The organism is Kluyvera ascorbata ATCC 33433 (genome assembly GCF_000735365.1).
In the GTDB taxonomy this organism is placed as follows: Bacteria; Pseudomonadota; Gammaproteobacteria; order Enterobacterales; family Enterobacteriaceae; genus Kluyvera; species Kluyvera ascorbata.
Genome location: NZ_JMPL01000083.1, coordinates 1 through 19,839, shown reverse-complemented (window position 1 = coordinate 19,839; position 19,839 = coordinate 1). Strand labels below are relative to the sequence as shown.

20 protein-coding genes are annotated in these 19,839 nt (G+C 56.0%); 13 read left to right on the top strand and 7 right to left on the bottom strand.

What is annotated here, in order from left to right:
* Window positions 1-187 (top strand): SymE family type I addiction module toxin (locus tag GKAS_RS16935; RefSeq protein ID WP_035895994.1); only part of this gene is annotated, 187 nt, incomplete at its 5' end.
* 321 nt (window positions 188-508) lie between these two features.
* Here the strand turns inward: GKAS_RS16935 and GKAS_RS24065 are convergent.
* Together GKAS_RS24065 and GKAS_RS16930 are read right to left on the bottom strand one after the other, a co-directional pair.
* Window positions 509-988, bottom strand: coding sequence for a DUF2778 domain-containing protein (locus tag GKAS_RS24065; protein WP_072011421.1), 480 nt, complete (start codon window positions 986-988; stop codon window positions 509-511).
* Window positions 985-1,467 carry an Hcp family type VI secretion system effector gene (locus GKAS_RS16930; RefSeq protein ID WP_035895992.1) on the bottom strand — a complete coding sequence of 161 codons (483 nt, stop codon included), beginning with the start codon at window positions 1,465-1,467 and terminating at the stop codon, window positions 985-987. The genes GKAS_RS24065 and GKAS_RS16930 overlap by 4 nt, the downstream gene beginning before the upstream one ends.
* Window positions 1,468-1,776: 309 nt before the next feature.
* Between GKAS_RS16930 and GKAS_RS25585 the strand changes: the two genes are divergently transcribed.
* The 7 genes from GKAS_RS25585 to GKAS_RS16900 all read left to right on the top strand — a co-directional run bounded on the left by GKAS_RS25585 (window position 1,777) and on the right by GKAS_RS16900 (window position 8,432).
* Entirely contained in the window at window positions 1,777-1,941 is a 165-nt protein-coding gene (locus tag GKAS_RS25585; protein ID WP_373995145.1) for a hypothetical protein, read from the top strand.
* 542 nt (window positions 1,942-2,483) lie between these two features.
* Window positions 2,484-2,993: a Csu type fimbrial protein gene (locus GKAS_RS16925; protein ID WP_035895990.1), complete on the top strand. Its 510-nt coding sequence runs from the start codon at window positions 2,484-2,486 to the stop codon at window positions 2,991-2,993.
* Window positions 2,994-3,007: 14 nt separating this feature from the next.
* On the top strand, window positions 3,008-3,715 hold the full coding sequence (locus tag GKAS_RS16920; protein ID WP_051910785.1) for a fimbrial biogenesis chaperone: 708 nt from the start codon (window positions 3,008-3,010) through the stop codon (window positions 3,713-3,715).
* Window positions 3,716-3,785: 70 nt separating this feature from the next.
* A complete protein-coding gene (locus GKAS_RS16915; RefSeq protein ID WP_246870745.1) occupies window positions 3,786-6,065 on the top strand; it encodes a fimbria/pilus outer membrane usher protein in 2,280 nt (759 codons plus the stop codon).
* Between the two features lie 28 nt (window positions 6,066-6,093).
* Complete coding sequence (locus GKAS_RS16910) at window positions 6,094-7,071, top strand: Csu type fimbrial protein (protein ID WP_035895985.1); 978 nt, start codon at window positions 6,094-6,096, stop codon at window positions 7,069-7,071.
* 57 nt (window positions 7,072-7,128) lie between these two features.
* Entirely contained in the window at window positions 7,129-8,049 is a 921-nt protein-coding gene (locus GKAS_RS16905; protein WP_035895983.1) for a LysR substrate-binding domain-containing protein, read from the top strand.
* A gap of 101 nt (window positions 8,050-8,150) precedes the next feature.
* A complete protein-coding gene (locus GKAS_RS16900; protein WP_035895980.1) occupies window positions 8,151-8,432 on the top strand; it encodes a hypothetical protein in 282 nt (93 codons plus the stop codon).
* A gap of 68 nt (window positions 8,433-8,500) precedes the next feature.
* On the opposite strand, the gene GKAS_RS16895 is transcribed toward GKAS_RS16900, so the two are convergent.
* From GKAS_RS16895 to GKAS_RS16880, 4 genes are all read right to left on the bottom strand, one after another.
* Window positions 8,501-9,601 carry an alkene reductase gene (locus GKAS_RS16895; protein ID WP_035895978.1) on the bottom strand — a complete coding sequence of 367 codons (1,101 nt, stop codon included), beginning with the start codon at window positions 9,599-9,601 and terminating at the stop codon, window positions 8,501-8,503.
* Window positions 9,602-9,616: 15 nt separating this feature from the next.
* On the bottom strand, window positions 9,617-9,829 hold the full coding sequence (locus tag GKAS_RS16890; RefSeq protein ID WP_035895976.1) for a YdgH/BhsA/McbA family protein: 213 nt from the start codon (window positions 9,827-9,829) through the stop codon (window positions 9,617-9,619).
* A gap of 129 nt (window positions 9,830-9,958) precedes the next feature.
* Window positions 9,959-10,480, bottom strand: coding sequence for a protein disulfide oxidoreductase (locus tag GKAS_RS16885; RefSeq protein WP_035895974.1), 522 nt, complete (start codon window positions 10,478-10,480; stop codon window positions 9,959-9,961).
* Between the two features lie 98 nt (window positions 10,481-10,578).
* Window positions 10,579-11,238, bottom strand: coding sequence for a TetR/AcrR family transcriptional regulator (locus GKAS_RS16880; protein ID WP_035895972.1), 660 nt, complete (start codon window positions 11,236-11,238; stop codon window positions 10,579-10,581).
* A gap of 91 nt (window positions 11,239-11,329) precedes the next feature.
* Between GKAS_RS16880 and GKAS_RS16875 the strand changes: the two genes are divergently transcribed.
* Window positions 11,330-12,832, top strand: a complete 1,503-nt coding sequence (locus tag GKAS_RS16875; RefSeq protein ID WP_115074399.1) for an MDR family MFS transporter — start codon at window positions 11,330-11,332, stop codon at window positions 12,830-12,832.
* A gap of 81 nt (window positions 12,833-12,913) precedes the next feature.
* Here GKAS_RS16875 and GKAS_RS16870 read toward each other — a convergent pair whose 3' ends face one another.
* A complete protein-coding gene (locus GKAS_RS16870) occupies window positions 12,914-13,330 on the bottom strand; it encodes a GNAT family N-acetyltransferase (RefSeq protein ID WP_035895968.1) in 417 nt (138 codons plus the stop codon).
* 188 nt (window positions 13,331-13,518) lie between these two features.
* Between GKAS_RS16870 and GKAS_RS16865 the strand changes: the two genes are divergently transcribed.
* The 4 genes from GKAS_RS16865 to GKAS_RS16850 all read left to right on the top strand — a co-directional run bounded on the left by GKAS_RS16865 (window position 13,519) and on the right by GKAS_RS16850 (window position 19,815).
* The gene (locus GKAS_RS16865; protein ID WP_035895966.1) at window positions 13,519-14,088 is read left to right on the top strand and encodes a TetR/AcrR family transcriptional regulator; all 570 of its coding nucleotides are present in this window, start codon (window positions 13,519-13,521) and stop codon (window positions 14,086-14,088) included.
* Between the two features lie 136 nt (window positions 14,089-14,224).
* The gene (locus tag GKAS_RS16860; protein WP_035895996.1) at window positions 14,225-15,346 is read left to right on the top strand and encodes an efflux RND transporter periplasmic adaptor subunit; all 1,122 of its coding nucleotides are present in this window, start codon (window positions 14,225-14,227) and stop codon (window positions 15,344-15,346) included.
* The gene (locus tag GKAS_RS16855) at window positions 15,346-18,453 is read left to right on the top strand and encodes an efflux RND transporter permease subunit (protein WP_035895964.1); all 3,108 of its coding nucleotides are present in this window, start codon (window positions 15,346-15,348) and stop codon (window positions 18,451-18,453) included. Before GKAS_RS16860 ends, GKAS_RS16855 begins: the two co-directional genes overlap by 1 nt.
* Window positions 18,454-18,456: 3 nt before the next feature.
* Window positions 18,457-19,815, top strand: coding sequence for an efflux transporter outer membrane subunit (locus GKAS_RS16850; protein ID WP_035895963.1), 1,359 nt, complete (start codon window positions 18,457-18,459; stop codon window positions 19,813-19,815).
* Window positions 19,816-19,839 lie beyond the last annotated feature (24 nt).

Sequence of the window (19,839 nt, the reverse complement as noted above, 5' to 3'; positions counted from 1 at the left end):
CACCCTTTCCGGGAAGTGGCTGCGCGAGGCCGGGTTCGAAACCGGGCAACAGGTTAGCGTAAAAGTGATGGATGGGTGCATAGTCCTTATGGCCTATGGTGAACAGGAGCAGAAGCTGCTGTCGGAGTTGAAGGAAACGCAACTGAAGCTGAAAGGGATTGAAGCGGCGGTATCGGCGGCGCATTGAGGGTAAAGATGAACCTGTAAGTCAGACTTACAGGTTCAATGGTAAAACCGACAAAAAGTCATGGATGGTTATGTAATTTCTTACATGCTTTTGATTTTCTATTTGTGAATAAATAAATACATATTATATTCAAAAAAAATGAAGCTATAAACAATACCAAAGTATAGTTATCGCTCCACTCCAGTTCAGTTACAAATCCAAAATTTCTGGTGTAGAAATGATACAGCCATACATCCGGCATAAAGAAACACAGGATGCTATAAATACCGAAAAGCATCAGCGTTTCAACTAACCAAATACATACATGCTTTTTGGGGTTCATTAATATACCTGTACCGTACCAAATGCTTTTAATTGTGGAGTGATCATAATAGACCCCGTTCGGAGCAAAGCGCCAAGTAAAACTCTATAATGTGAATGGTTGGGTAACGTTATACATCCATTACTTATACCTGATTGCCCGGCAGGATGTAGCCTAAAGGAGCCGCGCTGAACATTATCAATGAATGTCATATCATCGATCACACCATCTTCGCGATAAAGTGCAAACCATAAATCACGGTTTGACCCACTCTCCAGTTCCTTTATAAGGTCATGCCATCGGGATCTAAGCCCACCTTTCTGGCGCGTCACGATAAAATATCTACCGGGTGGAAGTGGTCCCCTTTCCGCAGTACTGGATTCCTCGGGGTTATTTCTATATTTTCCAGCGTTACCAGAATAAGCAGGAAAAAAACCAATGCCAGGACAGCTCAGCGTTGAAAGCTGTGCGTTATTAAGGTGAAACGTACAGCGGATCATCGGTCGTTCCATGCATCTGAAAAGATGATATTCCCATCACAATGTTTCCAGGTTATTTTTTCGTAACGCAGCGCCACACTTTCAAGATGATTATGTTTTTCCATCACTGGGTCTTTTACGTCATGCATAAGCGGGCAAACTGAAACGACTTTCACACCTTCAAGTAACATGTTGAAGTATTCGACTTCTTGTCCAGCGTCGTTAATTTTGTACCACTTAAATTCTGCACTTTTGAGCGTCTGCCCTTTGGCTACTGCCTTGTATAGATACGGGCTCGAACTGTCGAACTCCTTCTCAAAAACGAGAGGCGTATGAACACGTGTACCGGTAATTTTTCCCGTGTTGCTATCGGTCGGTAGATGCAAACCATGACCGAAACCCATTATCTCTATACTGCCCTCTCGATCTTGAACATCAACAGCACCTTTAATATCAGCACCACCATCATCTTTAAGCCATAAATATGCAGGAATAGCCATATGCAAAACTCCATTTTATTAGTTTATAGAAACATTAATAACGGGGATATCAAGATGAGACCAAAGCAAAAAATGCTATAGCCATTGGTTATATGTTGTTTATATTGATGCTAATTATTCCATCATTGCTTTTTGCGAGAATGGAAAATGTATTGCAGAGCAATATCTCCAATTATGAAGCTAATCATTTACCAAAATAAAAACCCTCTCATTACACATGAAAAATACTCAACACATATTGATTGTGAGATATCGTCCGCAGGGTGCAAACAAAAACGCGCCTAGTCTCACCCTTTCCGGGAAATGGCTGTGCGAGGCCGGGTCGAAACCGGGCAACAGGTTAGCGCAAAAGTGATGGAAGGCTGCATAGTCCTTATGACCTATGGCGAACAGGAGCAGAAGCTGCTGGCGGAGTTGAAGGAGACGCAGCTGAAGCTGAAAGGGGTTGAAGCGGCGGTGTCGGCAACGCATTGATGGAAAATGAACTTGTAAGCTTGGCTTACAGGTTCATATGCAAGGCGCTTCCATTTACAACGGCAGAGTTTAGCAAACAACTGCCTGTACAGGGCACTGGTTCACCGCCCCATGGCGCTGCGCTTATCGGGCCTACGGGGCGGTGCAGTTGTAGGCCGGGCAAACATCGCGCCACCCGGCAAAAAAGCGCACGAGCCCTACTATTTTTAGGGAATGATCCGAAAACGCAGCGCCAGAACGAGTCAGTGTATTTAATTAATGCTACATATTCTTTTATAAAGAATAAAACACGCGATTATTTCCCGCCTACGCTCGACAACAATTATTCCATTTCAAATAATCACTTAACCATTAAATATATCATATATTAAATATCTTTATTTTCTCACCCAATAAGGTGATGGGGGATCTATTTTTAATAAAAAAGTCTTAAGGTAAATTGGCGGAATATAACTACCTACTCTACTTTTATATAAGGGATTTAAGCTTCATACGTCATTGTTTTACTAGGGAAAAGTAACACCTATGTAGAGGTCAATACTATGAACACGTCTTTCAAGTTCATTTTTTTCTGCCTGGTATCCGCCGTTATTCCCGCAGCAAACGCGGCAGTGGCAACAAATACCTTTCAGGTACAGCTCGTTATTACAAGCAGCTGTAGTGTCGCGCAACCTGCGGCGCTAAATATGGGGTCGGTGGCGTCCAATGCCACAACGGCTAACGGCTCGACCAGTATGGCCGTCACCTGTTCCAGAACCACGCCTTACTTTGTGGGTCTGACGCCATCTTCTGCTAACGGCGGTGGTACCACCGGTAACGGCTTTATGGCGGGCACGACGGGCAACACGGATAAAGTCCCGTATCAGCTCAACCAGGACTCCGCCGGCACCAAACCGTGGGGTAACACCGCCACCTCCAGCAGCGCCGGTAACGGGGTTGGGGGAACCGGTAGCGGCCTGGCGCAGAGCATCACGGTATATGCCGTGGCCCCTAACGCCAACTTCAAACCCGATACCTATACCGATACGGTCACCATCAGCGTTAACTACTAGTTCAGGGACGGCACATGAATGGGAAAAAGAGTGCGCTTGCCTTTATTTTGGGGATGGTCTTCGTCAGCCGACTGGCGATAGCAGACGGCCTGCAGGTCACGCCCGTCAACCTGACGCTGCAACAAGACCAGCGGGCGGAGGGCATATGGCTGAGCAACACCGGCAGCAACCCTATCAACGCTCAGGTGCGGGTGTTTCACTGGAGCCAGAGCGACTATGGCGACAAGCTCGCCGCGTCGCAGGGGCTGGTGATAAGCCCACCGATGCTGACCTTAGCGCCCGGCGGGCGACAGCTTATCCGCGTGATCCGCACCGGGCCGCCGCCGGCCACCGAAGATGCCTATCGGCTCTCCATTAACGAGCTGCCGCCGTCAGTGCCGAAAAAAAATGCCCTGCAGTTTGTGCTGCACTACTCCATTCCCGTCTTTATCCAGCCTCCGGGCGTGGCTGATGCCTTCGCCAAACTGCAATGGCAGATCCATCGCGAAGACGGGAAAGCGTTCTTGCAAGTCAGCAATCAGGGAGACGGGCACGCGCAGATTTCAGCGGTCAGCATTTTCTCCGCGTCAGGTAGCCGAAAAGAGATTACCCCGGGGTTATTAGGTTACGTGCTTCCCGGCTCGACGATGCGCTGGATTATTCCTGCCAGCGCCGGTGACGCAGGACGGGGAGGGAAGCTTGAAGTCACGGTCAATGGTAAAAAATCGCTGCAACCGCTATAGCAGGCCAACCTGGCTTTTAATTATTTTAATTTTCAATGTGTTATTTTTAACAAGGGGTATGTCTGCGGAAATGAAAAGCGACAAACCGCCGCAGGATGGGGTGATTACCGATGGTAAACCGCTGGTCGGGGTCGATCTTTATCTCGACGTTACGCTGAACCAAACCCACATCGGCATCGCCCGGTTCGGCTATGACAACAACCGGCTGTACGCCAGCGCCGACAGCCTGCGCCAGATTGGGCTGCGGGTAGCCTCCGGCACGCCGGACCCGGTCTGTCTGAATGATATCGCCCAGTTGCAGCTGGACTACGATACCAATCTGCAAACGCTGACCCTCACCGCCCCACTGCCGATGCTGGATATGGGCACCACGGAGATTAGCGACCGGGATGATGCTAACCCGAAGGTCAGCACGTCGCGCGGTTTGCTGCTCAATTACGATCTCTACGCCTCGCAGGAAAAAAACCAACAGAACAACGCCAACGCGTACACCGAGCTTCGCGCCTTCAGCAGCGCGGGCGTGCTGAGCTCCACGCAGATAGCCCGCTACAGCAGCAGCCATGACGATTACGATCAGGGAAACGGGATGACGCGCCTGGACACCAGCTGGCGTTCCTCTTTCCCGGAACGGGTGTTCTCCGTCACCGTCGGGGATACCTTTACCAGCGCGCTGAACTGGTCACGCCCGACCCGCATCGCCGGGATACAGCTCGGTACGGACTATAGTCTTCAGCCCTACACACCCACCACGCCGCTGCCGTCGTTTTTTGGCTCCGCTACCCTGCCTTCAAGCGTTGAACTGTATATGAACGGCGTGAAGTACTACAACGGCGAAGTTCCGGCGGGGAATTTTGAAATTAATACCCTGCCGAACATTAACGGCGCGGGCACCGGCCAGGTCACGATGACCGATGCCTTAGGCAAAACAACGGTGCAGAATTTCTCGTTCTATACCGACCAGTCTTTACTGCGCAAAGGCATTACCCAGTGGTCAGCGGAAGTTGGCGTGGTGCGTAACAACTACGGCTACTCCTCCTTCGATTACTCCAGCAATCCCGCCTTTAGCGGTACCTGGCGGCACGGTTTCAGCAATAGCTTTACCCTCGGCGGACACGCCGAAGCCACCGACAGCCTGGCAAACGGCGGTTTGAGCAGCGACTGGATACCCGGCGCTAGCAGCGGCATCATCTCTACCTCGCTGGCGATGAGCGCAGACTCGGGGAAAAACGGCCTCCTCTACGCCCTGGGCTACCGCTGGAGCAACAGCCGCTTTAGTTTCAGCACCGCCACCACGGCCACCGTCAACGACTATCACGACGTTGCCACCCGTTACGGCCAGGCGCCGCCTTCGCTGAATCAGAGCACCATTGTGGGCTACACCACGGATGCACTCGGCAGCTTTAGCGTGGGCTACCTGCAGTTTCGTTATCCCGGTGAAAGCACGCAACGCTATACCAATGCCAACTGGTATAAATCCGTGACGGATAACGTCTATCTCAACGCTGGGCTCAATCAGAACGTGGATAAAAGCCGCGACCGCAGCCTGTATCTGATGGTCAGCGTCTCGTTTGATAACAACATTAGCGCCAGCAGCACCGTGCAGCGCAGCAACGATCAGATGAGCTACATGCTCAACGCCAGCAAGACACAGCCTACGGACGGCGGCTGGGGCTGGAATCTGGCGCTCAACCAACAGGATTCACAGCAAAATGGGCAAGGCGAACTCGGCTATCTGGGGCGCTACGGCAAAGTGTACAGCGGCTATAGCCATATCGCTGACAGCCAGACAGCCTATGCGGGCGCTGACGGTTCGCTGGTGCTGATGGGCGGCGGCGTGTTTGCTTCGCGCCTCATCAACAACGGTTTCGCGGTGGTCTCGACTGACGGCGTGCCGGGCGTGCCCATTGAGTTGCAGAACAACCCGATTGGCACCAGCGATAGCCAGGGGCTGCTGCTCGTTACGCCGCTTAACAGCTATCAGAAAAACCAAATCAGCATTAACCCGTTAAACCTGCCTGCGAATATGCAGATCTACCCCGTTAACGCCGTGGCAACCCCTGCCGACCGTTCCGGGACGATGGTGAATTTCACCGTCAGGCCGGTACGCTCCGCATTGATTATCCTGAAAGATAGCAAAGGGGAGGACATTCCCGAGGGCTCAACCGCCGTGCTTAACGGCGCATCCGGGCAACGTGCGGTGGTCGGTTTCGACGGTATGGTCTACTTCGATACGCTGAAAATGCACAACACGCTGAGGGTGAGCACCCGCTCAGGCGGCTGTTCTGCCCAGTTCGACTACCCGCAAAAACCACGGGATATCCCGCAGATTGGCCCGTTAACGTGCCAATAAACGCTTTCACTGAACAGGAGCTGACGCTATGTGGCTACGCGTGTTGATTTTACTCATTGGGGTTTTCTGTTTTCCCATGAAAAGCCATGCGGTGAACTGCTCAATCAGCGCCGTCTCGAACGTGGCGTTTAGCTCAGTAAACCCGTTATCCACCAACGATGCCCAGGCCTCGATGACTTTTAACTACAGCTGTTCAAAAGTCGTCGGGGATTTGCTGGGTGGATATACGCTGTGCTTTAACCTCGGTGCACCTGGCGGCAATACGATCGCCACCCGCAAAATGACCACCACCGGCGGTGGTACACTGAACTATCAGCTTTACTACAAGGATAGCAGTGGGAATAGCCAGGTCTGGGGAAATCAGACAGCTGGCGGAGGCACCTTCCCCACGGTCGGTATCAACCTGCTGGATCTCACCACGGTCAGCGGCAGTTTGACTGTCTATGGCACCGTCCCTAGCGGGCAAAATACCGTCGCGCCGGGTAACTATACCGACACCTATACCGGTGCGACAGCATACGTCACCATCAACGGCGCGTTGCTGGCACCGCCGGGAACCTGTAGCACAACCAACTTACAGACCTTCCCATTCCTGGTGACCGCCGCCGTCAACAAACAGTGCAATATCAATGCCGTCAATAACATCAACCTCGGCTCGGTTCCCAGCTCGCAGACCAATATTACCGGTAATAACTTTTTCACCATGGCCTGCACCAACTCTACGCCGTATACCATTGGCCTTTCGCCGTCCAACGGCAGCACCACCGGCAGCGGTATGATGAAAAGTACCGCGGTTCCCGCCACCAATACCGATCAGGTGCCTTATCAGCTTAACTCGACGGCAGGCGTTAGCGGCACGGCATGGGGCAATATTATTTCTACCAATACGGTAGCGGGTACAGGCACCGGATTAGCCGTCAACCAGACGGTTTACGCCGTAGCCCCTAGCGCCAATTATCGCCCGGACACCTATGCCGATACCGTCACCATCAATGTGAACTACTAAAGAAAATCTTTATCGATAACGTATACTGAAACCCATTATCTCCCGTGAGGAATTCGTATGCGTTCGCTAAACCGCCTCAAATGGCTGCACGCCTTTGAAGCCACCGCCCGCCACGGCAGCTTTACCGGCGCGGCGCAGGAACTGGGCGTGACACCCGCCGCCGTTGGGCAATTAGTCAGGGCGCTGGAAGATTGGGTCGGGCACCCGCTGCTGCACCGCGCGCGCACCGGTAAAGAGCGGCTGACGCTGGTGAGTGAAGCGCAGGAAGCCTTGCAGGACATCACCCAGGGGCTGGATAAGCTCGAGTCCGGGCTTAACAAGCTGCGCGGCCGCCGGGCGCGTTCGGTGGTGGTGGTCACCGCCTCGCAGGTGCTGATGATGAACTGGCTGATGGAGCGCCTGAACCGCTTCTCTGAAGCGCATGAGGCTATCGACCTGCGCCTGAACGTTACCGAAAAGCTGATGGATGTCTCCCACGGCGAGGCCGACGTCGGCATTCGCTGCGGTCAGGGTGACTGGCCGGGTGTGGATAAAACCTGGCTGATGGACGAAGAGGCGGTGCTGGTCTGTAGCCCGCGGCTGGTGCCGCCGGAGAAAACCGCCTGCGGCGTCTGGCTCTCGCAGCAAAAGCTGATTCACGACGATACCCCGCACCCCGGCGCTAATTTCCCCGGCTGGGACGAGGTGCTCAGCACGCTAAACGCGCCAGCGGCAAAAGAGAGCGGGCTGCATATCAACTCCACCTCAGCGGTGATCCTCGCCGCCTTAAGCGGGCGCGGCGTGGCGATTGTGCGCCATGCGCTGGTGAAAGCGTTGATTAGCACCGAACAGTTGACGCAACTGCACCCCGATCACCGCTGGCCGCTCACCTGGTCCTATTATCTGGTCACGCCACAGCATGCGGTCATGCGCCCGGAAGTGCGTATTTTCCACGACTGGTTGATTGCAGATATCGCAACGGAAAGCGGTGCCGCGTAGAAAAACTATCCTGTATCGCAAGAAGATCTGATTTGTGGCGTCGGCCATGACTTCTGATAATTCAGGCAACCCAACTGCCACTATGAATACAGGAGAACATCATGGCCTGGTTACAAATCACCCTCGATATCAGCCCCGCAAACCGTCCCGCTGCTGCAGGCGTTTATCAGCAGTACAAGGCACCGTTCCTCAACACCATCGCCGGGGCAACCGCCAAAGAGCTGTTGATCCGCGAGGAAGACGTGCAGGTATTGCACGGCTTTAAAACCCGCGAACAGGCGCAGGCCTACCTCAGCAGCGACCTGTTCACCCAGGACGTGGTCGAAGCGCTGAAGCCGTATCTGAACAGCGCACCAGACGTGCGTATTTACGATGTAGCTTAAGGGAATTACCCCTCACCCCGGCCCTCTTCCCAAAGGGGCGAGGGTTAGGGTGAGGGGGTCAGCACCCATCACTCAGCCGTCGGATAATCCAGATACCCCGCTTTCCCACCGCCAAAGAACTGCTCCTTCACCGGCGCATTCAGCGGTAAATCATGCTCCAGACGATAAGGCAGGTCCGGGTTAGCAATAAACGGGCGACCAAAGCCAATCAAATCCGCCCACCCTTTTGCCAGCGCCTCTTCGGCACGGGCTTTGGTGTACTTACCGGAGTAAATCAGCGTGCCGTGGAAGATAATCCGCAGCGCTTCTTTAAACGCCGCTGGCATCACCGGCGCATCGTCCCAATCAGCTTCAGCGATATGAATATAGGCAATACCCATCTCGCTCAGCACGCTGGCCGCTGCCAGATAGGTCGCTTCCGGCGTATCGTCGCGGGAGCCCATCAGCGTAGTCAACGGTGCGAGGCGAATCCCCACGCGCTCTTTACCAATCGCCTCAGACACCGCCGCCACCACCTCTTTCATAAAGCGCAGACGGTTTTGCAGCGAGCCGCCGTATTCGTCGTCGCGCAGGTTGGCCTGCGAATCAATAAACTGATTAATCAGGTAGCCGTTCGCCCCGTGCAGCTCAATGCCGTCAAAACCAGCGGCAATGGCGTTGCGCGCCGCCTGGGCATAGTCGTTAACGATAGCCGGGATCTCATCGGTACGCAGGGCGCGCGGCATATCATGCTGGAGCATCGCGCCGACGCCGTTTTCCGGGCCGCGCCCTTCTACGTCAACAAACACCTTCACACCTTCGGCCTGGATCGCGGAAGAGGAGACCGGCTGCGCGCCGTTCGGCTGCAGGACGTTGTGTGAAACACGACCCACGTGCCACAGTTGGGCGAAGATTTTGCCGCCTGCCTGATGCACCGCGGAGGTCACTTTTTTCCAGCCTTCAATCTGTGCTTCAGAGTACATACCCGGCGTCCAGGCATAGCCCTGACCCTGCTGGCTGATTTGCGTGCCTTCGCTGATGATAAGCCCGGCGCTGGCGCGCTGTGCGTAGTAGTCGGCCATCATATCAGTGGCGACGTCACCAGCGCCGGCGCGGGAGCGGGTCATCGGCGGCATCACGATACGGTTAGCCAGCGGCAGGTCGTTCAGAGCGTATTTATTGAATAACATGCTGTTTTCCTCCGCTTATTTGTACAGTTCAGCGCTCATAGTCACGGTGTTGCCCATGCGTGCGCTGGTGATTTTGTAGTCGGAGGCGTTCATCTCTTTGGCTTTCTGCGCAATAACCGCTTCAGCGGAGTCCAGCGTGGTGGCGGTCGCCGTGACGCTTTGCGCGGAGGCGCTAAAAGCAGCAACGCAGAGAAGGGAAGCAGCAAAAATCGTGGTAAGGGTTTTCATGGTCGTATCCTGTTCGGTATGGGACGTTACGCTCGGTAACGTGATGCGAAGAAGGATACGACCGCAGACTAATTACATAAATGGTATAAATCGCAATAGACTATTAGCAATATCGCAATAGTTGAACGGTTATAGGCCCGCCCACCACAAGCGCATTTTCATGCCCCAGTAGCTCGTCCAGCCGGTCGTGGCGCTAACCGGTTTGCCTTTGTCGATAACCACCAACGTCGGAGTGACGCTCACCTGCCAGCGCTGAGCCAGCTCACCGCGCGCGTCGTTCACCACCGGCATGGTCAGCTGTTTTTTCTGCATCCACGTCGCCAGCCGCGCATCATCGCCGGAACGCAGGGCAATGCTCACCACGTTGCCGCCCTGCTCCTTCAGCTTTTCAACCGACGGCGAGGTAAAGCGGCATATGCTGCACCACGTTGCCCAGACGTAAACCAGCAGCGGGCGCGTTTCGCTCATCGCGGCGAAATCCAGCTGCTGGCCGTCTATCGTCTGCATGGTCGTGCCAGAGAAGGTGTCGGGCAGCGTCGGGCTGCGGAAGCGGTCAACGCCCCACATCAGCACCGCGGCCAACAGCAGCAGCACTATTATTTCGCGCAGCCAGCGGTATACGCGGCGACGCTGGAAAAATTTGCTCATCATGACCTCGTCATAGTACGAGGCGTATCTTAGCGAGCCCGCTTAATCAGTGCTGTAAAGAAGTGTCTTTCGCCGTGTCGATGGCTGAAGCAAAACGGCATTCAAGCGCCGCTCACCGGGCCAATCCCCTGCTGGATCATCGCCAATACGTTATGGGTGATGACCTCCGGCGTCAGCATCGCCAGCCGCTCGTCGTTACGCATGCGGGAAAACGGCACCAGCACCAGACTTAACAGCGTAGTGAACAGTAGCTCCGCGCTCAGGTGCGGGTTGATTTTCCCCTCGGCCTGCCAGCGTTTCACCATCGCCAACGTGGCGTGATATTTGTCGTCGCCAAAGCGGGCGTGCATATGCTGACGCAGCACCGGCATTTCGCCAATCACTTCCTGCATCCACAGCGGGGCAAACCATTCATGCTCGGCGGCAATCGCCGACAACGTCTTAACCATCGCCGTCAGCGCCTTTACCGGCTCGTCGGGATGGTCGCCAAACACGCCGCTTATCTGGGCGCGCAGCGGCAGAAAACGCTCTTCAATCATCACGTCGAGCAGTTGCTCACGCGAATTAAAGTAGTAGTGCAGCATTGCTGGCGTCACCCCGGCTTCACGGGCGATAGCATTCAGCGACGTGCGCGCAATTCCCTGCTGGGAGAAGAGCCGCAGCGCAATGTCTATCAGCTGTTCGCGCTTGGCCGCATCGGGCTTGCTGCCGCGCGGGCGACCGGGCTTACGCGGTTTGAGATTGTCTTTTTGTGCTGGCATAGAAACGGGATCTCTTGACCTCTGAATGATCTTCAATAAATATTAATTATGCATTTAATTAATTTCAAGTGAGAACATGATGGCATCCGAAATGACGACGAACGCACAGCCGCCCCAACAGGCGGGTGTCACTTCAGTCCGTCTGCTGTTCAGCGCACTCCTGCTGGTGATGCTGCTCTCCGCGCTCGACCAGACGATAGTCTCCACCGCGCTGCCGACCATTGTCGGCGAGCTGGGCGGCCTCGACAAGCTTTCCTGGGTGGTGACGGCCTATATCCTCACCTCCACCATCGTGGTGCCGCTGTACGGTAAGTTCGGCGATCTGTTTGGCCGCAAGCGGGTACTGCAAATCTCGATTCTGCTGTTTCTCGCGGGCTCAGCGCTATGCGGGCTGGCGCAGAACATGACGCAGTTGGTGCTGATGCGCGCCCTTCAGGGGCTCGGCGGCGGTGGCTTGATGGTTATCAGTATGGCAGCGGTGGCCGACGTGATCCCGCCTGCTGAACGCGGGCGCTATCAGGGGCTATTCGGCGGCGTGTTTGGCCTGGCGACGGTGATCGGCCCGCTCATCGGCGGCTTTATCGTGCAGCACGCTTCCTGGCGCTGGATCTTCTACATCAACCTGCCGCTGGGGCTGTTCGCGCTGTTTGTTATTGGCGCAGTGTTCCACTCCAGCAACAAGCGTAGCCAGCATCAGATTGACTGGCTGGGGGCAATTTATCTGACCATGGCGCTGGTGTGCATCATCCTCTTTACCACCGAAGGCGGCACGGTGCGCGAGTGGAGCGACCCACAGCTGTGGTGCATTCTGGCCTTTGGTCTGGTGGGCATTGCCGGGTTTATCTATGAAGAGCGGCTGGCGTTTGAGCCGATTATTCCGCTGTCGCTGTTCCGCAACCGCAGCTTCCTGCTGTGTAGCCTGATTGGCTTTATCATCGGCATGTCGCTGTTCGGCTCAGTAACCTTCCTGCCGCTGTATCTGCAGGTGGTGAAAAACGCCACGCCGACGGAAGCCGGGCTACAGCTGATTCCGCTGATGGGTGGGCTGCTGCTGACGTCGATTATCAGCGGCCGCGCCATTAGCCGCACCGGGAAATACCGCATCTACCCGATCGTCGGGACGCTGATGGGCTTTGTTGGGATGGTGCTGCTGACGCGCATTACCATTACCTCGCCAACCTGGCAGCTGTATCTGTTTACCGGCGTACTGGGGATGGGGCTTGGAATGGTGATGCAGGTGCTGGTGCTGGCGGTGCAAAACACCGTGGCGGCGAACCTTTACGGCGTGGCGACGTCCGGGGTGACGCTGTTCCGCTCCATTGGCGGTTCCATCGGCGTGGCGCTGTTTGGCGCGGTGTTTACCTCGGTGCTGCAATCACGGCTGACCAGCCTGTTACCGGAAGGGGCGGCTATTCCACCGGGAATGAACCCGGTGGCGATTCACCAGCTTCCAGAGGCCATTCGCACCGACTATCTCACCGCCTTTGGCTCAGCCATTCACGCGGCGTTTATTATGGCAGCCTGCATTATGGTGGTGGCGTTCCTGCTGTCGTGGTGGCTGAAAGAAGCGCCGCTGAAAACCCGGCACGCGTAGAACAGTGCCGGATGGCGACTACGCCTTACCCAGCCTACGTGGTTCTGTAGGCCGGATAAGCGCAGCGTCATTCGGCAACCCTTATAACGCCTTGGTCAGGTAATGCCGCGCCATCCCCGCCAGCGGGAAATCCTCCAGCGTTTTCACCAGTTCAAATCCCTGCTTTTGATAAAACGGCAGCGCCTGGAAGCTGATGGTATCCACCAGCGCATGGCGGCAGCCTTTCTCCCGAGCCAGCGCCTCCGCGCGCTTAATAAGCTCGCTACCGACTCCGTCGCCACGCACCGTTTCACACACCCACAAATAGTCGATACTGAGCCAATCGCCTTTGCGCTGACCAATCAGGCCGCCGCGCATTACGTCCTGCTCATCGCGCAGGTAAACGCAGACATCGCACCAGTCTGAGGCATCCACAAACTGGCGGTTATAGGCGCGAAGTCCAGTCAGTAATTCGTCTTTATCTTCCTGCGTAATAATTTCTTTAATAACAAAAGGCATATTTATTCCTTATTTTTATTGGCCGATGGGTTAATTTCACAAAAAATTCTTTTTTTCTCCATTCTTTTTTGCACAAATAAAAAAAGAAAAAAACAGTATCAGAAAATGCTTTTCATCGGACGCTCGCTACGTATAATGGACGAAAATGAGAACGATCGTTCTCATCATCAACCTTCACGGAGACATGCATGACCAGCAAGCTGGAAGCCAGGCAAAAAGCCCGCCAGGACGATATCATCGCCGCTGCCCGCCGCTGCTTTCGCAACAGTGGTTTTCATGCCGCCAGCATGTCGCAGATTGCCGCCGAGGCGAAGCTCAGCGTCGGGCAAATCTACCGTTATTTCAGTAACAAAGACGCCATTATCGAAGAGATGATCCGCCGGATTATCGACCACCGCATCGCCGAGATGGAGGGCAAAACCCAGACCCATCTGATGCCGCACATGCTGGCATGGCGAGAGACGCTGAGCGAAGACGACGATGCGCTGATGCTGGAGATGTCCGCCGAAGCCACCCGTAATCCGCAGGTCGCCGCCTGGCTGAAAGCCGCCGATGAACGCATGTTTAACAACGCCTGCGAACATCTGCGTAAAACCTATCCGGAGCTGAGTGAAAGCCGAATCCGCTGCTGCGTAGAAGTGATGGCGGTGATGGTTGAAGGCACAATTTATCGTCGTCAGATCCCCCAACAGGTGGCATCTGACGAGATGGAAAAAATCTATCAGGAAATTATTAATATGCTCGTATCCGCAAAGTAATTAATTCCATTTAGATACCAGGGGATATTTTCATCCCCCTTTTGTCGTTTCCGGCCCTCCGGAGATGCAGGCTTTCTTACACCTGAAATCCTCACCCTTATTCGGCGAGGAGGGTGTCGTTCACCCTGAGAAAAATATGAAATACATAACAACCACCATCGCGGCATTATTTCTCCTGAGCGGATGCGATAATGCGCCTACCGCCTCTCCAGAGCGTCCCGCTCAGGAAGTGGGCATCGTCACATTAAAAAGCCAACCCGTTTCCGTAGTCAGTGACCTGACCGGGCGCACCACCGCCTCACTGAGCGCTGAAGTTCGTCCACAGGTCTCCGGCATCATCCAGAAACGGCTTTTTAATGAAGGCGATAACGTCAAAGCGGGCCAGGCGCTGTACCAGATTGACCCGTCCAGCTTCCGCGCCACCTATAACGAAGCCGCCGCCGCGCTGAAACAGGCGCAGGCGCTGGTCGTCGCCGACTGCCAGAAAGCGCAGCGTTACGCGCTGTTAGTGAAAGATAACGGCGTATCGCGGCAGGATGCCGACGACGCACAGTCAACCTGTGCACAGGACAAGGCCAGCGTTGAGTCGAAAAAAGCGGCGTTGGAAAGCGCACGCATTAACCTCAACTGGACCACCGTCACCGCACCGATTACAGGGCGTATCGGCATCTCCTCAGTCACGCCGGGGGCGCTGGTCACCGCCGAGCAGACCACCGCGCTGGCCACCATTCGCGGCCTCGACACCATCTACGTTGACCTCACCCGTTCCAGCGTTGACCTGCTGCGTCTGCGTAAACAGTCGCTGGCGACCAACAGCGACACGCTCGGCGTGACGTTAACCCTGGAAGATGGCAGCACCTACAGCGAAAAAGGTCGCCTGGCGCTCACCGAAGTGGCGGTAGACGAGTCCACCGGCTCAGTTACCCTGCGCGCCGTGTTCCCTAACCCGAACCACCAACTGCTGCCGGGCATGTTCGTGCGAGCGAAAGTCGATGAGGGCATCATGAGCGATGCCATCCTGGCGCCGCAGCAGGGTATTACCCGCGATGCTAAAGGGATCGCGACCGCACTGGTGGTCTCCGCCGACAACAAAGTCGAGCAGCGTGAGCTGGAAACCGGCGAAACCTACGGTGACAAATGGCTGGTACTCAACGGCCTGAAAGCGGGCGATAAACTTATTGTCGAAGGTACGGCAAAAGTCACCGTCGGCCAGCAGGTGAAACCGGTTGAAGTGAAAGCTAACGGAGGAAACGCCTGATGTTTGCCCGTTTCTTCGTGCGTCGCCCGGTCTTCGCCTGGGTTATCGCCATCCTGATTATGCTGGCCGGGATGCTGGCCATCAAAACGTTGCCGGTCGCGCAATACCCGGACGTCGCGCCGCCGTCGATTAAAATCTCCGCCACCTATACCGGCGCGTCGGCGCAAACGCTGGAAAACAGCGTCACCCAGGTCATTGAACAACAGCTGACCGGATTGGATAACCTGCTCTACTTTACCTCCACCAGCAGCTCCGACGGTTCCGTAAGCATCAACGTCACCTTTGAGCAAGGTACCGACCCGGATACCGCGCAGGTTCAGGTGCAGAATAAAGTGCAGCAGGCCGAATCCCGTCTGCCAAGCGAAGTACAGCAATCTGGCGTGACGGTGGTTAAATCCCAGAGCAACTTCTTGCTGATCATGGGGGTTTACGACAAAACCGATAAGGCCAGCAGCTCCGACATCGCCGACTGGCTGGTCAGTAACATGCAGGACCCGATGGCCCGTCTCGAGGGCGTCGGCAGCCTGCAAGTGTTCGGTGCGGAATACGCGATGCGCATCTGGATGGACCCGGCGAAGCTGGCCTCCTACTCACTGATGCCGTCCGACGTGCAGAGCGCCATTGAGGCGCAGAACGTGCAGGTTTCCGCCGGTAAAATCGGTGCTCTGCCGTCGCCAGACACCCAGCAGCTCACCGCCACCGTACGCGCCCAATCGCGCTTGCAGACCGTTGACCAGTTCAAAGACATCATCATTAAAAGCCAGTCCAACGGTGCGGTGGTGCGCATCGGCGACGTGGCTCGCGTTGAGATGGGCAGCGAAGACTACACCGCCGTCGCCAAACTGAACGGCCACCCGGCCGCCGGGATGGCAGTGATGCTGGCACCCGGGGCGAACGCGCTGAGCACCGCCACGCTGGTGAAAGATAAAATCAACGAATATAAGCGCAATATGCCGCAGGGCTATGACGTCGCTTATCCGAAAGACAGCACTGAATTTATTAAGATCTCCGTCGAAGATGTGGTGAAAACGCTGTTTGAAGCCATCTTCCTCGTGGTCTGCGTGATGTATCTGTTCCTGCAAAACATCCGCGCTACGCTGATCCCTGCGCTGGCGGTGCCGGTGGTGCTGCTCGGCACGTTTGGGGTGTTGGCGCTGTTCGGTTATTCGATCAATACCCTGACGCTGTTCGCCATGGTGCTGGCGATAGGGCTACTGGTCGATGACGCCATCGTGGTGGTCGAAAACGTCGAGCGCATTATGCGCGATGAAGGGTTACCCGCTCGTGAAGCGACCGAAAAGTCGATGGGCGAAATCTCCGGGGCGCTGGTCGCCATTGCGTTGGTGCTGTCCGCGGTGTTCCTGCCGATGGCCTTCTTTGGCGGCTCCACCGGGGTGATTTACCGTCAGTTCTCGGTCACCATTATCTCGGCAATGATGCTCTCCGTAGTGGTGGCGTTGACGCTGACGCCCGCACTGTGCGGCTCAATCCTGCAACATACGCCACCGCACAAAAAAGGCTTTTTCGGCGCATTTAACCGCTTTTATGGCTCTACTGAGCGTAAATACAAGCACCGGGTGCTCAATACCCTTAGCCGCTCCGGGCTGGTCATGGTGGTCTATTTAGCCATCTGCGGCGGCATGGCGCTGGCGATGTGGAAACTGCCGGGCAGCTTCCTGCCGGTGGAAGACCAGGGCGAGATCATGGTGCAGTACACCTTGCCAGCCGGGGCTACCAATTCTCGTACCGCCGAGGTCAGTAAGCAGGTAACCGACTGGTTCCTCAACAATGAGAAAGCCAATACCGACGTTATCTTCACCGTCAACGGCTTCAGCTTTAGCGGTAGCGGGCAGAACGCCGGCATGGCCTTCGTCTCACTGAAAAACTGGTCCGAGCGTAAAGGCGCGGAAAATACCGCCCAGGCCATTGCCCTGCGCGCCACCAAAGAGCTGGGCGCGATTCGCGATGCCACACTATTTGCGATGACGCCACCGTCGGTGGATGGCCTTGGACAAAGCAACGGCTTTACCTTTGAACTGATGGCCAGCGGCGGTACCGATCGTGCCGAACTGCTGAAAATGCGCGACCAGCTGATTGGTAAAGCCAATCAGGATGCCACCCTGCACGCCGTGCGCGCCAACGATATGCCGCAAACGCCGCAGCTACAGGTGGACATTGATAACAACAAAGCGGTGTCTCTGGGGCTGTCGTTAAGCGACGTCACCTCAACGCTTTCCAGCGCCTGGGGCGGCACTTACGTGAACGACTTTATCGACCGCGGACGCGTGAAAAAAGTCTATATCCAGGGCGATAGCGATTCACGCTCGGCACCGTCCGATCTCGGAAAATGGTTCGTACGCGGTAGCGATGACAGCATGACGCCATTCTCCGCCTTTGCCACGACCCGTTGGGAATACGGTCCGGAAAGCCTGGTGCGTTACAACGGCGCTGCGGCCTATGAAATCCAGGGCGAAAATGCGACCGGCGCGAGCTCCGGTACCGCGATGACGACCATGGAGAACCTCGCTAACAGCCTACCTGCCGGTTCCACCTGGGCCTGGAGCGGCCTGTCATTGCAGGAAAAACTGGCCAGCGGTCAGGCGATGAGCCTGTATGCCATCTCGATTCTGGTGGTGTTCCTGTGTCTGGCAGCGCTGTATGAAAGCTGGTCAGTACCGATTTCCGTAATTCTGGTGATTCCACTCGGCCTGTTGGGGGCCGCGCTGGCAGCCTGGATGCGCGATCTGAGCAACGATGTTTACTTCCAGGTCGCATTGCTCACCACTATTGGGCTGTCGTCGAAAAACGCCATCCTGATCGTTGAATTTGCCGAAGCATCCGTGGCTCAGGGCTACTCGCTCAGCCGCTCAGCGCTGCGGGCAGCACAGACTCGTTTGCGACCAATCATCATGACCTCACTAGCGTTTATCGCCGGGGTCATGCCGCTGGCGGTGGCGACCGGTGCAGGCGCGAATAGCCGTATCGCCATCGGTACCGGGATTATCGGCGGTACGCTGACGGCGACCCTGCTGGCGATTTTCTTTGTTCCTCTGTTCTTTGTGCTGGTGAAACGTCTGTTCGCCGGCAAACGCGGTCGTCAGGAGTAAGCCATGTTTCGTTTATCAGTGTTATTTATTGCGTTCCTGAGCGTCGGCTGCGTGTCGATGGACCCCAACTATCAGCGCCCGGACGCGCCGATTCCAGCGAGCCTGCCGGGCAGCCACGGTGAAGCCACCGCGGTTGTCGGTAACTGGCAGCAGGTGGTGAACGATGTGCGCCTGCAAAAGCTGGTGAGCCAGGCGCTCAACAGCAACCGCGATGTGCAAAAAGCGATTGCCGATATTGACGCCGCTCGCGCGCAATACGGCGAAACCCGCGCATCGCTGATGCCGACCGTCAACGCCGAACTGAGCAACACCCGCAGCCGCACGCTGGCCAGCGGCGTGAGCACCACCGCGCAGGCCGACGGCGCGGTTTCCAGCTTCGAGCTGGATCTGTTTGGCCGTAATCAGAGCCTGTCCCGCGCGGCCCGTGAAACCTGGCTTGCCAGCGAATTCACCGCGCAGAACACCCGTCTGACGATGATTTCCGAGCTCACCACCGCGTGGGTGACGCTGGCAGCAGATAACAGCAATCTAGCGCTGGCGCAGCAGACCATGGCGAGCGCGGCGGATTCGCTAAAAATCGTCCAGCGCCAGCAGCAGATTGGCACCGCGGCGGCCACCGACGTGAGCGAGGCGATGAGCGTCTACCAGCAGGCTCGCGCCAGCGTCGCCAGCTATCAAACGCTGGTGATGCAGGATAAAAACGCCATTAACCTGCTGGCCGGCACCACCGTACCGGATTCCTTGCTCCCGGGTACGCTGGAGAGCCTGGCCGCCAACACCATCTCGCTGGTCCCGGCGGGCGTCTCGTCGTCCGTGCTGCTAACGCGCCCGGATATTCAGGAAGCGGAGCACAATCTGAAGAGCGCCAACGCCAATATCGGCGCGGCGCGCGCCAACTTCTTCCCGACCATTTCACTCACCGCCAGCGCCGGTGTAGGTAGCGATGCGCTATCTTCATTGTTTAGCCACGGTATGAGCGTCTGGTCATTTGCGCCGTCTATTTCACTGCCGCTGTTTACCGGTGGCAGCAATCTGGCGCAGCTTCGCTACGCCGAGGCGGAGAAAAAGGGGCTGATTGCCACCTACGAGAAAACGATTCAGAGCGCGTTTAAAGACGTGGCGGATGCGCTGGCGCGTCGCCAGACGCTGAGCGAGCAGCTTGATGCGCAGAAGCAATACGTGGCGGCGGAACAGCAGACGCTGGACGTGGCGATGAAGCGATATCAGGCGGGCATCGGGGATTACCTGACCGCGCTGACGGCGCAGCGTACGCTGTGGTCAGCGCAGCAGACGCTGATTGCGCTGCAGGAAACGGATCTGGCGAACCGGATTACGCTGTGGCAGTCGCTGGGGGGCGGGTGAGTTGATGTGTTGGTTCGGGTTTTC